Annotated in this window: 11 protein-coding genes and 1 tRNA gene; 10 read left to right on the top strand and 2 right to left on the bottom strand. The window is 49.7% G+C overall.

What is annotated here, in order from left to right; translation table 11 throughout:
• Positions 1-28: 28 nt before the first annotated feature.
• The 5 genes from EYQ01_04815 to EYQ01_04795 all read left to right on the top strand — a co-directional run bounded on the left by EYQ01_04815 (position 29) and on the right by EYQ01_04795 (position 7,503).
• Positions 29-1,177, top strand: coding sequence for a Re/Si-specific NAD(P)(+) transhydrogenase subunit alpha (locus tag EYQ01_04815; protein HIE65124.1), 1,149 nt, complete (start codon positions 29-31; stop codon positions 1,175-1,177).
• A gap of 18 nt (positions 1,178-1,195) precedes the next feature.
• Positions 1,196-1,486, top strand: a complete 291-nt coding sequence (locus EYQ01_04810) for an NAD(P) transhydrogenase subunit alpha (GenBank protein HIE65123.1) — start codon at positions 1,196-1,198, stop codon at positions 1,484-1,486.
• Positions 1,483-2,880, top strand: a complete 1,398-nt coding sequence (locus EYQ01_04805) for an NAD(P)(+) transhydrogenase (Re/Si-specific) subunit beta (protein HIE65122.1) — start codon at positions 1,483-1,485, stop codon at positions 2,878-2,880. Before EYQ01_04810 ends, EYQ01_04805 begins: the two co-directional genes overlap by 4 nt.
• Positions 2,881-2,972: 92 nt before the next feature.
• Positions 2,973-6,524: a DNA polymerase III subunit alpha gene (locus EYQ01_04800; GenBank protein ID HIE65121.1), complete on the top strand. Its 3,552-nt coding sequence runs from the start codon at positions 2,973-2,975 to the stop codon at positions 6,522-6,524.
• A complete protein-coding gene (locus EYQ01_04795) occupies positions 6,487-7,503 on the top strand; it encodes an acetyl-CoA carboxylase carboxyltransferase subunit alpha (GenBank protein HIE65120.1) in 1,017 nt (338 codons plus the stop codon). The genes EYQ01_04800 and EYQ01_04795 overlap by 38 nt, the downstream gene beginning before the upstream one ends.
• Positions 7,504-7,804: 301 nt before the next feature.
• Here the strand turns inward: EYQ01_04795 and scpB are convergent, their stop codons facing one another.
• Together scpB and EYQ01_04785 are read right to left on the bottom strand one after the other, a co-directional pair.
• Positions 7,805-8,515: an SMC-Scp complex subunit ScpB gene (gene scpB, locus EYQ01_04790; protein HIE65119.1), complete on the bottom strand. Its 711-nt coding sequence runs from the start codon at positions 8,513-8,515 to the stop codon at positions 7,805-7,807.
• 143 nt (positions 8,516-8,658) lie between these two features.
• Positions 8,659-9,417 (bottom strand): segregation/condensation protein A, encoded by a 759-nt coding sequence (locus EYQ01_04785; protein HIE65118.1) that lies wholly within the window; start codon positions 9,415-9,417, stop codon positions 8,659-8,661.
• Between the two features lie 718 nt (positions 9,418-10,135).
• On the opposite strand from EYQ01_04785, the gene EYQ01_04780 reads away from it, so the two are divergent.
• From EYQ01_04780 to EYQ01_04760, 5 genes are all read left to right on the top strand, one after another.
• Complete coding sequence (locus tag EYQ01_04780) at positions 10,136-10,651, top strand: (2Fe-2S)-binding protein (protein HIE65117.1); 516 nt, start codon at positions 10,136-10,138, stop codon at positions 10,649-10,651.
• A 90-nt stretch (positions 10,652-10,741) separates the two neighbouring features.
• Positions 10,742-11,953 (top strand): cytochrome bc complex cytochrome b subunit, encoded by a 1,212-nt coding sequence (locus tag EYQ01_04775; GenBank protein ID HIE65116.1) that lies wholly within the window; start codon positions 10,742-10,744, stop codon positions 11,951-11,953.
• Entirely contained in the window at positions 11,953-12,585 is a 633-nt protein-coding gene (locus tag EYQ01_04770) for a DUF3105 domain-containing protein (protein ID HIE65115.1), read from the top strand. The genes EYQ01_04775 and EYQ01_04770 overlap by 1 nt, the downstream gene beginning before the upstream one ends.
• A 137-nt stretch (positions 12,586-12,722) precedes the next feature.
• Positions 12,723-12,798: transfer RNA gene (locus EYQ01_04765), tRNA-Ala, on the top strand.
• Positions 12,799-13,130: 332 nt separating this feature from the next.
• A complete protein-coding gene (locus EYQ01_04760; GenBank protein ID HIE65114.1) occupies positions 13,131-14,168 on the top strand; it encodes a hybrid sensor histidine kinase/response regulator in 1,038 nt (345 codons plus the stop codon).
• Positions 14,169-14,246 lie beyond the last annotated feature (78 nt).

The following is a 14,246-nucleotide window of genomic DNA, read 5'->3' as shown; positions in this document are numbered from 1 at the left end:
TCGGCTAATTAATATGAGGAACTGACAAATGATTATTGCAGTGCCTAAAGAAATTATTAAGGGTGAAAACCGTGTGGCGGCCACTCCGGATTCTGTTGGGAAAATGATAAAAAAGGGGCTTGAGGTTCGGGTTGAATCTGGCGCCGGTCAGAGTGCTTTTTTTTCGGACAGTGACTATGAAAACGCCGGGGCGAAGATCGTTCCAGACGCCGCTTCTCTCTACGCCGATGCCGACATTGTCATTAAGGTTCAACGGCCCGTTTTTAATGAGACCTGCGGAAAAGAGGAGGCCGACCTAATGAAGGAAGGGGCCGTTCTGATCACAATGCTTCAGCCTCTTTCTCATCCGGAGACCGCTCAGAAATTGGCCTCGAGAAAGGTCAGTGCTTTTTCAATGGATCTTATCCCAAGAATCACACGCGCACAAAGAATGGATGTTTTAAGTTCTATGAGCAGTCTTGCCGGTTACAAGGCCGTTCTGATCGCGGCAGCGAGCTTTGGAAAATTCATCCCGATGATGACCACAGCGGCCGGCACGCTTCCGCCCGCAAAGGTTCTCATTATTGGTGCCGGCGTTGCTGGACTTCAGGCCATTGCAACCGCGAAACGGCTTGGTGCACAAGTCGAGGCCTTTGATACCCGACCCGCCGTAAAAGAACAGGTTCAGAGCCTCGGGGCCACATTTGTCGAGTTGGAATTGGGCGATGGGGAGACGGAAGACCACGGCGGATACGCAAAGGAACTCTCTGCCGAACACCACCAAAAAGAGTTGGCCCTGATTCATGAGCATGTCAAGGGAGCCGATGTTGTGATCACAACCGCCCTCATCCCCGGCAAGAAAGCACCGCTGCTTATCACGGCCGAGATGGTTTCAGATATGAAAAAAGGGTCCGTCATTATCGACCTTGCCGCAGAACTGGGTGGAAATTGCGAGTTGACCCGGGCCGAAGAAGAGGTGCTTGCACACGGCGTGACCATCATCGGGGTTGTGAACCTTCCCGCTTCGCTTCCGATTCATGCAAGCCAGATGTACGCGAAAAACATGACCTACTTTTTTCTTCACCTCTATGTCAACAATGAACTGACAATTAATCTGGATGACGAGATCACTAAAGGCGCACTGGTAACACACCAGGGCAAAATTGTGAACGACGCAGTCAAGGCCTTGGTGAACTAACTTTAGGAGTACAACAGCATGTCTATCGTCTCAATTACCCTCTTTGTTCTGGCAAGCTCTCTCGGTTATGAGCTGATCACCAGGGTGCCGCCGCTTCTGCATACCCCCTTGATGTCCGGGGCCAATGCCATTTCCGGGATCACACTCGTCGGGGCCGTTCTCGCCTCCGGATCAGGAGAAACGAACCTCAGTACAATTCTCGGTCTTCTCGCTGTCATCTTTGCCACGATCAACGCGGTGGGAGGCTTCATGGTCACAAGTCGAATGCTCACCATGTTTAAGCCGAAAAAAAGCGAGGAGAAGTCGTGATTACCCATTTAATCGAAGTTGCTTATCTTCTGGCAGCCGCTTCCTTTATCCTCGGTCTGAAGTTCCTGAGTTCGCCAAAAACGGCGACAAAAGGAATGGCTCTCTCACAGGGCGGAATGTTCCTCGCTGTTGTAGCCACCCTGCTCCACAACGACGTAATCAGTTATGGATTCATTCTGGCCGGAATTGTTATCGGTGCGGCCATCGGGTCCTTGGTTGCCACGAAGATACAGATGACGGATATGCCCCAGATGGTCGCGCTCTTAAATGGTTTCGGCGGGCTTTCTTCTGCGCTTGTCGGTGCTTCGGCATTTTATCATCTCAGCCCAAACATCGACGGTTATACCATGACCACTATTGGGATCACGGTCCTCATCGGTACCGTCACATTGACGGGAAGCGCCATTGCCTTCTTAAAGTTACAAGGATTGATGTCCGGCGCACCCATCGTATTCCCCCTTCAAAACATCGTTAACCTAGTAGTATTTGTCGCTTCCCTTAGTGTTGTGGGTTATCTTATTGTTGTACCCGCCAACCTGATGGTCTTTCTCGTTCTGGTCGGTGTTGCCTTCTTTCTCGGAATCATGGTTGTCATCCCCATCGGGGGGGCCGACATGCCTGTGGTGATTTCCCTCTTGAATTCTTATTCTGGGATTGCGGCTGCAGCAAGCGGGTTTATCCTTTCCAATAACGTCCTCATCATCAGCGGGGCCCTTGTCGGATCGGCGGGAATTATCCTCTCACAATTGATGTGCAAGGCGATGAACCGGTCCTTGAGTAATGTTTTGTTCGGCGCCTTCGGTCAGGTTGAAGCCCCGAAAGAAGCGGTCGTGGCCGCACCCGCTCAGGCAGAGGGCCAGGAAGCACCCAAAGTAATAAGCGGAACCCCTGAAGAAGCGGCCCTTATCTTCAAGAAAGCAAAGTCGGTGATCATTGTTCCTGGATATGGCATGGCCGTCGCCCAGGCGCAACATGCAGTAAAGGATCTTGCCAACATTCTAGAAAAACAGGACACTACGGTAAAATACGCCGTTCATCCAGTGGCAGGTCGGATGCCCGGCCATATGAACGTTCTTTTGGCAGAAGCCAACGTCCCCTATAAGCAATTGATCGACATGGACGATATCAACGACGACTTTGAGGATACCGATATCTCCCTCGTCATCGGGGCGAACGATGTGGTGAATCCCGGAGCAGAAACCGATCCAAACAGCCCGATCGCCGGGATGCCGATTCTGTGGGCCTATAAATCGACGCAGGTCATGGTCTTAAAGAGAAGCATGCGGCCCGGTTTTGCCGGAATCGACAATGAACTCTTCATCCGACCCAACACCATGATGATCTTCGGAGATGCAAAAAGCACCATCCTCAAGATATCCGACGCCCTGAAGTAAGCAACAATCGGGTTCTGATTCCCAGACAGCATCGCCCTTCATCATCACCCTATTCCCTTGACTTTATTTTCTTCGGGACATTAGAATGCCCTATGTCTGTTCAAGATTTTGTCCATCTCCATCTGCATACGGAATATAGCCTACTGGACGGGGCCAACAAGATTACCCCCCTGATTTCAACCGCCAAAGACATGGGGATGTCCGCCGTCTCCATTACCGACCATGGGAACCTCTTCGGGGCAATCGAATTCTACCAGAAGACGACAAAAGCCGGATTGAAGCCGATTATCGGCTGCGAGGTCTACCTTGCACCGCGAAGCCGCTTTGATAAAGAGGGGCACGGGGTCCACGAAGATGACTATGAGCATGTCGGCGGCTCCAATCCCTACTACCATCTGATCCTCCTCGCTGCAAATCATGCCGGATATAAAAACCTGATCAAGCTCATTACCATTGCGAATATTGAGGGATTTTATTATAAGCCCCGGGTGGATAAAGAGATATTACGGAAACATCATGACGGGCTCATCGCACTCTCCGGATGCCTTCGCGGGGAAATCCCCTACCTGCTCACCCGGGGACACGATAAGGAAGCGGTCGAAGCGGCCCACGAATACCAGGAGATCTTTGGGAAAGAAAATTTTTTCATCGAGATTCAGGACAATGGTCTCGACCTTCAAATAGAGGCCAACCGCAAGCTGGTTGCACTTGCCAAACGCTTTAATATCCCGCTTGTCGCGACAAACGACTGCCACTACCTCCATCAGGGCGACGCACGGGCCCATGACGTGATGCTCTGCCTTCAGACCGGCAAGACCGTCAACATGCCGAACCGGATGAAGTTCCAGACCGAACAGCTCTACTTCAAATCCGCGGAGGAGATGACCCGGGCCTTTTCAGAACTCCCCGACGCGGTGACCAATACGGCCCGCATTGCCGATATGGTTGATCTCAAACTGGAATTTGGAAAGTTCCATCTTCCCCACTTTAAAGCGCCTGAAGGCACGACGCGTGAGGCCTACCTGGCCTCACTGGCGCAAGAGGGGCTAGAACACCGCCTTAATCGGATGAACGGAAATGCCGCGACCCTCCGCCTGGTCTATGAGGACCGTCTCAAAAAGGAACTCGACATCCTCAATGTGATGGGATATGCCGGCTACTTTCTTATTGTCTGGGACATCATCAATTATGCTCGCGCATCCAAGATCCCCGTCGGTCCCGGACGCGGATCGGCCGCGGGAAGCCTGGTCGCCTATGCACTCGCCATCACCGATATCGATCCCATCTCAAACGGCTTGATCTTTGAACGGTTCCTCAATCCTGAACGGGTGACCCTTCCGGATATCGACATGGATTTCTGCATGGATCGGCGCGAAGAGGTTCTCCGTTATGTGACTAAAAAATATGGCGTAGAGCATGTCTGCCAAATTATTACCTTTGGAACCATGGCGGCAAAAGGAGCGATCCGCGATGTCGGACGGGTCATGGAGATACCCTATGCCGAAGTGGATCGCCTCGCAAAGCTCATTCCAAACACATTGAATATCACAATTGACGAAGCCCTTGCTCAGGAAAAGAAACTCGGCGAAGCCGCGAAAAATGATGCCAGAATCGCCGACATGATCGCCCTCGCGAAACAACTGGAGGGACTGGCCCGCCATGCCTCAACACATGCGGCGGGTGTTGTCATTTCGGATAAGCCACTGACAGAACATGTCCCGCTCTATCGTGGGAACAAGGGTGAGATCGTCACACAATTTGCCATGGGGGATATTGAGAAAATCGGTCTCGTCAAGTTCGATTTTCTCGGATTAAGAACCCTCACGGTCATCGATCATACGCTCCGCCTGATAAATGAAAGAAAGAGGTCCGGCCCCGGCGACCTCCCCGCCTCCCCCTTACGCCTGGAAGACATCTCTCTGGATGATTCAAAGACATATGCCTTGTTGGGATCAGGAGACACGACGGGCATCTTCCAACTGGAAAGTTCCGGAATGGTAGATCTTCTGATCAAGATGAAACCGGAAACATTTGAAGATATTGTCGCCATCCTTGCCCTTTATCGTCCTGGACCGATCGGGAGCGGAATGGTCGATGATTTCATCAAGAGGAAACAGGGCAAGAAAAAAATCCGCTACGAGATTCCCCAACTCCAAGACATCTTAAAAGAAACCTATGGCGTGATTGTTTATCAGGAACAGGTCATGAAAATTGCCAATGTCGTCGGAGGATTTTCCCTGGGAGAGGCCGACCTGCTACGAAGAGCCATGGGGAAGAAAAAACCGGAAGAAATGGCCGCACAAAAAGTAACCTTTGTAGAACGGGCAACAAAAAAAGGAATTACGTCTTCCAAAGCAGAAAAGATCTTCGATCTGATGGAATTTTTTGCCGGCTATGGATTCAACAAATCACATTCCGCTGCTTACGCGCTCATTACCTTCCAAACGGCCTACTTAAAAATCCATCATCCCGCCGAGTTCATGACGGCGCTCCTCTCTTGTGAAATGGGCAATTCGGATAAAGTAGTTAAATATATTACGGAATGTCGAAAAATGGGAATTGGGATCCTGCCTCCTGATGTCAATGAGAGCAACAAAGATTTTACCGTTGTATCGGAAGGGATCCGCTTCGGTCTGGGCGCGATCAAAAATGTCGGAAGTGGTGCGATCGATTCTGTTCTGGCGGTCCGCAAGGAAGAGGGGCGATTTCCCTCACTCTTCGACTTTTGCCGCAAGATTGATCTTCGAAAAACAAACAAACGCGTGATCGAAGGCTTGATCAAAAGCGGCGCTTTTGATTCAACAAAAGCCAAACGTGCCGCCCTGATGGAACATCTCGAGAAGGCCATTCAAGAGGGCGGACAATATCAACGTGTAAAGGAAACCGGCCAGATGACCTTCTTTGCGGACCAGGCAAAAAACCTTGAATCTGCGGCGGAATCCCCACTTCAACACGTGCAGGAATGGAACGACAGTCAAATTGCAAAACTAGAAAAAGAGGCTCTTGGCTTTTATATTACCTGTCATCCGCTCAAGCGTTTTGAGGCGCTCATGAAAAAGCGCCTTGCCACCCCAACGGAAGCCCTGAAATCACTTGAGGACACCCGCGCTGTACGGTTCTGCGGGATGGTCGTTCAGGAAAAAGTTACCACGACAAGGCGGGGGGACCGAATGGCTTATCTTCGGATTGAGGACTTGAGCGGAAGCGTCGAGGTCATTATTTTTCCTGACCTTTATCAAAAAGCGGCGTCTCTTTTCAAGCAGGATATCCCTTTGCTTTTTGTGGGAACGGTTGACCGCGCTGAAAAAGGGGTTAAAATGAAGGCAACAGCCGTTGTCCCCTTACAAGTAGAGACCCATGTGACCATTGCGCTTTCAGCCGACAAGGTGAGTCCGGGAGAAATTGAACGATTGCATCAAGTTTTGCTCCGTTCCCCTGGATCTCTTCCGGTTTTTCTGAAGATAATGATCCCGGAACCCGGCGGTTCTCCGACAGAGTCGGTTATTGCGATTGATTCAAAGTTTTCAGTAGACGGTTCCGACCAATTGACAAATGAAATCGAAACGTGCTTTGGTGTAGGGGCCGTTCAAGAAGACTGGACTCCTGATGTCAACGCTCAAGCGGAAAGGGTCCAGACTCCGTGATGAGGACATACCTGTGAACGAATACCTAGAGTTTGAAAAACCGATCATTGAAATACAGGAAAAGATCAACCGGCTCCAGGATCTCAGTAAAACAGATTCAAGCCGGACAAAAGAAATACGTAAACTCCAGAAAAAGATGGCAAGCCTTCAAGGGGAAATTTTTTCAAAACTGTCTCCCTGGCAGATCGCCCAGCTGGCCCGGCACCCCAAGCGTCCGAATACTTCAGACTACATCGATATAATCTTTGAGGACTTCATTGAGTTGCATGGAGATCGCCTCTATGGGGATGACAAGTCGATGACAGCCGGACTGGCCCGCCTGGATGGTCACTCTGTTGTCATTATCGGGCACCAGAAAGGAAAAGGCGTCAAGGAGCGTATCACGAGAAACTTCGGAATGCCCCATCCGGAGGGATACCGAAAAGCCCTTAGGGTCATGCAGCTGGCTGAAAAATTCAACAAGCCGATTATTACTTTTATTGACACCCCTGGAGCCTATCCCGGCGTCGGGGCGGAGGAAAGAGGACAATCAGAGGCCATTGCCAGAAATTTAATGGTGATGTCCCAGTTGAATGTTCCGATTATATCAGTCGTGATTGGAGAAGGGGGAAGCGGAGGAGCACTTGCCGTTTCTGTTGCCGACAAGATCATCATGCTCGAATATGCCATCTATTCGGTGATCTCTCCCGAAGGCTGTGCGGCCATTCTATGGAATGATGCCACCAAGACCGAGGATGCTGCCGAGGCCCTTAAAATGACGGCCAAAGACCTTCTCCGCCTCGGAATCATTGAAACGATTATTCCTGAACCGCCTGGCGGCGCACACCATGATCCGGAAAAGACCGCTTCCCTGATATCAAAAACCCTGTGTAACCTGCTCACCAAACTCGATGCCATCCCGGCTGAGGAAAGATTGGAGCAACGCTACCACCGCATTCGGAATATCGGCGCTTATACGGAAGAAACGAAAGCGCAGTGATGGCACGCTCGGGGAGTTCCAACTTAGGGAAGCTCTGATTAAGTCTGAGTTGAGTCTTTCAGGAGATAAAATGTTTCGATTCAAGGCCTAAATCGAAGAGAATTGCCCGCTATTTTCAAGATTTTCAACGCAAAATCGAAACATTTTGCCCTGAAAAAACAATTCATGACTTATTCAGATGTTCCTTAGGCCCGATGCTGCTTGCTCCTCGGTCACATAGCTGAACGGTGCTCCCTTGTTATGCCCTGCCTCGGACTCAAAGCAGGGGCTCCTAATCGTACAGGCTATTTCGGAACAAACCCTAAGCGCGGTTCGGGACTTCTTCGATATTTTCAACTTCCTCAGCGGCTTCAATAGAAGTGCTAAGCACCTCCCCTTCTTGACCACCCTGATGACCTTCACCCTGCCCTGCCTCCGCGTGGTCGGTCATATTGCCATTCCCATGAACAATAGAGTCCAGAAGAACCTCCCCTTCTCCCGTCGCCTCAGCCACTTCTGAGAATTCTTTCAGTGTGGGAAGACCGGAAAGACTGGCCAAGCCGAAATACTCTAAAAACTGACGTGTCGTTCCATACATCATTGGGCGGCCCGCAGCCTCTTTCCTGCCGACAATCTTGATCAGTTTCCTTTCCATCAAGGTCTTTAATACCCCGGCCGCATCAACCCCACGAACCATCTCAATCTCACCACGGGTAACGGGTTGTTTGTATGCCACAATCGCAAGGGTTTCCAGGCCGGGCCTTGAGAGGCGGGATGCCGTTCTGATTTTTTCCATCTCCTTGATCCAGGGGGCCATTTCAGGGCGTGTCACCAGCTGGTATCCAGCGGCAACCTCGGCCAATCGTATCCCCCGATTCGATTGATCATACTCCCCTTGAAGCGTTTCAATCACAACGAGAAGCCGCTTCTTATCAACACCCTTGATGACATCCCGAAGACGGTCAACTGAGAGAGGGTCGCCGGAGACGAAGAATAACGCTTCGACGATCGGTTTTAGTTCATGCTCTTCCATCAGTTCCAGTCTCTATTAATAAGGTAACTATTCAGCATACCCATCTAAGCCTCCATGGCTGCGTTTCTGTGGTGCTCGAATCCCCACGTAGCGAGACATACGCTGCAGTTCTGAGCTCCTAGCGCCTTGCCCTGAAGCCTTTCCTAGTCATGCTGAACAGTTACCAGGTTTTTTGTTTTCATCAGTCGAAGCGGTCCACAGACTTCTCCCTGCAGGATACGAATTAATCCCAGACGTATCACCTCAAGGAGGGCAACAAAAGTGACAATGACGACCCGGCGGGTCATCATTTCCAGAGCAAGCTCTTCAAAAAGTAGGCTATCGACAGAACCAATCCGCTCAAGCAGAAACTGCATCTGTTCCTTCACCGAAAGTGTGTCGGGAGAGATTTCCAGGATCGATTCATCCTTTGTCCGGGACAAGACAGATTGAAACGCGTCAAAAAGTTCATACAAGCTCACATCGACCAGGGAAACATCATCAGAGGGAAGATCCAATGAGGGTACAGGCTCACGCCGATAGATGTCCCGCCATTCCGCCTCTCGATTTTCCAGGTTCGATGCCGCATCTTTGAATCGTTTATATTCCAGGAGACGCCAAATCAACTCCTGGCGCGGATCGACTTCCTCCCCCTCCTCCTCAAGATCAGACAGTGGAAGAAGCATTTTAGATTTTATGTGGATCAGGGTAGCGGCCATGACCAAAAACTCTCCCGCGATGGAGAGATTGAGGGCCTTCATTAAATCAAGCGCTTCTATGTATTGCTTCGTGATCAGTGCAATGGGAATATCATAAAGGTTAATCTCGTTCTTCTTGATGAGATGAAGAAGGAGTTCCAAGGGGCCTTCGAAGGTTCCAACCTTCACCTCATAGAACTCTTCAAGGGATTCTTTAACTTTCATGACGACTCCAGATCGGGAATACTTAATCACGTTTTATATCAGTAAAAATAGGGATAATCAAGCAAATAATCAACAGGTAGTAGAGGAGAGGGTCCTTACACTCTATATGCAGTGTTCAGTGATGGCGGAAGGATTCTTCAACTCAAGAAGAGAAAATCACTCTAATTTGTATTCGCGCTCTATGCGGTTCAACAGACTGTCAGAGAAGTTTGGGAAGCAATACCTCTGCTTCTGAGAGATCTTCTTCCCGAACCAGAAGTTTCGCCCCGGATGGGGCGGGAACGGCCCCTGGACCGAAGATGCCGATATCATCAGATTGAATGAGGAAGGGGATCTCCACCTTAGCCAATATCTCTCCTGCCATTTCTGCTTCCAACCTTGAAGGAAAAACCGACAGTCTGATAAATTTCCCTTTCCCCAAGTGTTCACCTCCGAAGGTCCTGCTCTCTTAAAATCGATCAGACATTGATGCATTTATAGACATATAACGCGTAAATTGTCCATAATATTCTAAGCCAAACCCTACTTTGACCCACAAAATAAACGATATAAAAGGAATCCTACCCATAGGCGTACTCAAAAGAAATGCTATACCAATATCGAAACAAAAACATTTTACCAGCAATCAATCTCCGATTTTGGAGGCCGTTTTCCTTGTATTCAAGTATCTAATCCGATATAATCAACATCAATTTTTTAAACAGGGAGTTGAATGATTATGCCAAGAGTCACATTTCAATCTGAAGGGATGACGGGGACGGTGGAACGCGGGAAAAGCCTTCTCGACGCTGCCGAAAGTATGGGGATCGAATTGCGCCATGACTGCGGTGGATTTGCAACCTGCAGCACCTGTCGTATCCTCATTTTGGATGGCGTTTCGAGCCTGACAGAAGTCGATTTGGATGAAGAAAATATGCTCGAAGAAGCGGAATTGACGGCACCTTTCCGTCTCTCCTGTCAGGCCAAGATCCTTGGGGATGTCACGGTACGGATCCCTGAAGCTGAGATGGCTTGGAGCAAGCAATCACTCGAAATACTTGATCAAAACCCTGTCAAATACCGTGCTTTCATCCGGCTCCTCGTCGAGGACAAGGCCCGGAGTCAAAAATTAACCGCCATCCTTCCCGAGACGGCAATGACACTTGTTGAGGAAGCAAAAAAAGCGGTGGATGAGGCGACCGATGACCCCGTAGCCCTTTCCGCTTTGGTAAAACAGGTCTGCGATGTGGCATAACGTCTCCCGAAGGCCTTCTTCCGGCTGGAAGAATAAGGCGAACCCCTTTTCACAAGCGCTTCGTTATCCTTAGATAGACCGGGAGCAGTTTTGAGCGAACCCTCGTTACTAAAGCGGCTGGATACCTGGATACCTCTCAGCCGTTTGACCTATCGTATTCCAGCACATGGCCGCTCTCTTCTCTGTTCACTCGGCGGCATTGTCTTTTTTGGTTTTCTTTTGATGATTGCCACAGGCATCATCCTGCTGCAATTCTATAACCCCCTCCCTGATCAAGCCTATGAGAGTCTTGAAAAGATACAACAAATCGGTTTTCTCAGTTACATTCGCGCCCTCCACTACTGGATTGCCCAAGGCGTCCTGATTGCTCTGATCGTCCACCTTAGCCGCGTCTTCATTGTCGGTGCCTATAAAACCCCCAGACAGGTCACCTGGTGGCTCGGGGTCGCATTATTTGCAACCATGCTGATGGGGTCCTATTTTTCAGGGACGGTCCTGAAATGGGATGCGGAAGGGGCCGATGCCCTGGCCCACTACCAGGAGTCTCTTCGCTTTCTCGGCCCTCTGGGCGCGATTATGACGGATGCGCTTCCGGGCAGCAGCTCGATGAATCTCCGGATATTCGCCTCTCACATCACCGTTTTTCCCATCCTGATTATCTTTTTGATCATCGCCCATTTTATGCTTATCCGGACCTTTAATCTATCACCCACCCCTTGGGACAAGTGGTCAAATCAGCCACAAATCCCGAAGGAAGAGATGAAGGGAAAGTTTGATGAACACGCGCGGACGATCGCCATTTTTTCCTTCGTTTATTATGGTTTCCTAGCTGTGGTTGCCTTATTCGCCCGTGCCCCGCTTGGTCCGGCTCCCAGCCCCACTCATGATCCACTGAAACCTCCCTGGCCCTTCCTTTGGATGTACGGTTTCGAAAATGTTTGGGGCGTCGTCGCCGTTCTTTTTGCATCGGGTGCCCTCTTCGGCTTCCTTGCCCTTATCCCGCTCATTGACCGTAAACAGGACCGAAGCTTTGCCGCTCGGAAAAAAATATTAACGCTTGGAGGAATTGTTGCCTTCCTGGTGGTTGCACTCACGATTCATGGGTGGATTACACCGGCCCAAGAACATACACACGGGCACGGCGAAGCAGCCCATGAAGATGATGGCCATGCCCATGACGAGGAAGAAGAGCACGGTCACGATGAAGAAGAAGACCGTCCTCATAATGAAGAGGAAGAGGAAGAGCACGGTCACGACGAAAATAAGACCGATCAGACGGATGATGAGTGGGAAGGATTCTAATGCATTCCAAACCACCAATCTCAAACATGAGAGGGAGTTCTAAAGGAAAAATGAGAAAAACAACAAATTTATTCCACTGCCGTCAAGCACCTCCTGAGAAGAACGGCTTTTCTGGACAAAGATGGTGGATCATGCTGCTTGCTCCAGTCCTTCTTGCTACCCTCTTCCATTCCCCTCTTCTCGCTGCCGGCGGTGAGATCAAAATACCGGAAGGGGTTGAGCTTTTCGAGAATGAAGGACAGGATCATGTCGAGGATGGCGTTCACATCTTTTATAAAACAGATCCTCCAACATCCGGTACGCACGCAGGTCGCTGGCTTCCCGCAAGTGTTTACGGACTTGGCGAAGCCAAGACGGAACTTCTTGTTCATAATCTGGAACACGGAAATATCGTCATCTATTTCGATCGTTCGGTCCTTTCTAAGTCGGATCTGAAACCCCTTTTTACGCTTGCTAAAAAACACATCGGACAGTGGGATGGCATCCTTCTTGTCGAGCGGAATGATAAAGAACATCCCATGATCCTGACCGCCTGGCGAGCGATGCTTCGCCTAAGCAAGGTAGACATGAAAAGGATCTCTAGCTTCGTGGATACCTTTCGAGGCAGAGGTCCGGAAAATCGGGTACGGTAGGCCTTCTCGGGACAATATAGGGGAACGTGCCTGGGGTCGCGTCAAACGTCAAAATTCTCTATCACTCAACATTGACAACCCTGTTTATCTCGGTGTATCATCTCTGAAAATAAGTAGATAAGTCCTTGATATTATGTGGGGCTGTAGCTCAGCTGGGAGAGCACAAGGCTGGCAGTCTTGGGGTCCGGGGTTCGATCCCCCGCAGCTCCACCAATATTTTGAAGAACCCGCCCCCATGGGGGCGAGGATTGTACTTACAGTGCGTGTTCAGTAGCTTCTGACTCCCCCGTCAATCCGCTTGTTTCTGGTGTCAGGGCCTTGATGTCCTTCTTATTCTAAAAGGGAGAAGCACCTGCCTCCCAACACCATTTTCTTGAAGTTTCGGTATGTTTATTTGCGTTCATGTTCTCTCAACACACTTGATCGTGAACACACTTCGAGACAATGAAGTTTCTTACCGTGGAGAAACCACGGTATCCCCTTCGCAGACAACTCTGCTGACTATTCTGAAGAGGAAACGGCCTCGGGTCTGAAGAAGGTCTGACATGAAAATACTTATTGCTGATGACAATGTAGATTCAAGAGTTGCCCTAAAGGCAATGCTGGAGCATACGGGCTACCACGTTGAAGTGGCAACCCATGGCGAGGAAGCCCTTGAAATGGCAGAAACCGCTCCTCCCGGTATGATCATTTCTGACATTCTGAGTCCTGAAATGGATGGATTTCGCCTTTTCAAAGAAATAAAGTCTAATCCAATATTAAGAAAAATCCCTTTTCTTTTCTATGTATCAAGAGACCTGGACCCAAAGAACAAACAGTTGGCCCTTTCTCTGGGAGCAGTCGGCTATCTTACTAAACCGATGCAAACAACGGCCTTTCTTAAGGTGATTCATGCGTACATACAGGAAGATCAAAAAGGAGAATTGGCAAGCCCCGAAGACAAGGAGCTTCACCTCTCTGCAATCGCGATGAAACACACCACGGAAGGAATCATGGTAAGCGATACAGACGGTTATATTCAGACCATCAATAATGCATTTACAAAGATCACTCAGTACACACGCGATGACATCATCGGGAAGAACATGAGGACATTATTTTCAAGGAACTCGGAACCCGATTTTTACGAGAGAATGTGGGCCGACTTGCAACAGAACGCCTCTTTCCAGGCAGAAATCTCTGCCCAACGAAAAAGTGGTGTGTCCTATGTGGAATGGCTCAACATCAGCGCGATCAAGGATAAAACAGGGGAAACGGTTCAGTATGTCGCTATCTTCAGCGACATCACCGAGCGAAAAAAAATGGAGGAGCGACTACTCCAAGTTCAAAAAACTGAAACCATCAGCCAACTGGCGGGTGGAATCGCGCACGAATTTAATAATCTTTTAACACCCATCATTGGGTATATCGATATCTTGAGAGAACAGACCTCAGATCTACCCAAAATCCAGAGTAACCTTTCCATTATTCAGAAGGCTGCGCAACACGCGGCCGGATTAACAAAAAGCTTACTCTCATTCAGCCATCAGCCCCCCCCCAACCCTCGAGCCAAAATCCCTCTTAGACCTTACTCTAGACCTTGAACCCCTGCTGCGCCAGACCATTGATCGGAAAATAGAGATCACTGTTGCATCGTCTGATGATTTGTGGCCTGTTCTCAT

It is taken from the genome of Candidatus Manganitrophaceae bacterium (genome assembly GCA_012960925.1).
Taxonomy (GTDB): Bacteria; Nitrospirota; Nitrospiria; order SBBL01; family JAADHI01; genus DUAG01.
The sequence above is the reverse complement of the archived record's forward strand: the minus strand, read 5'-3'. Positions and strand labels throughout refer to the sequence as shown.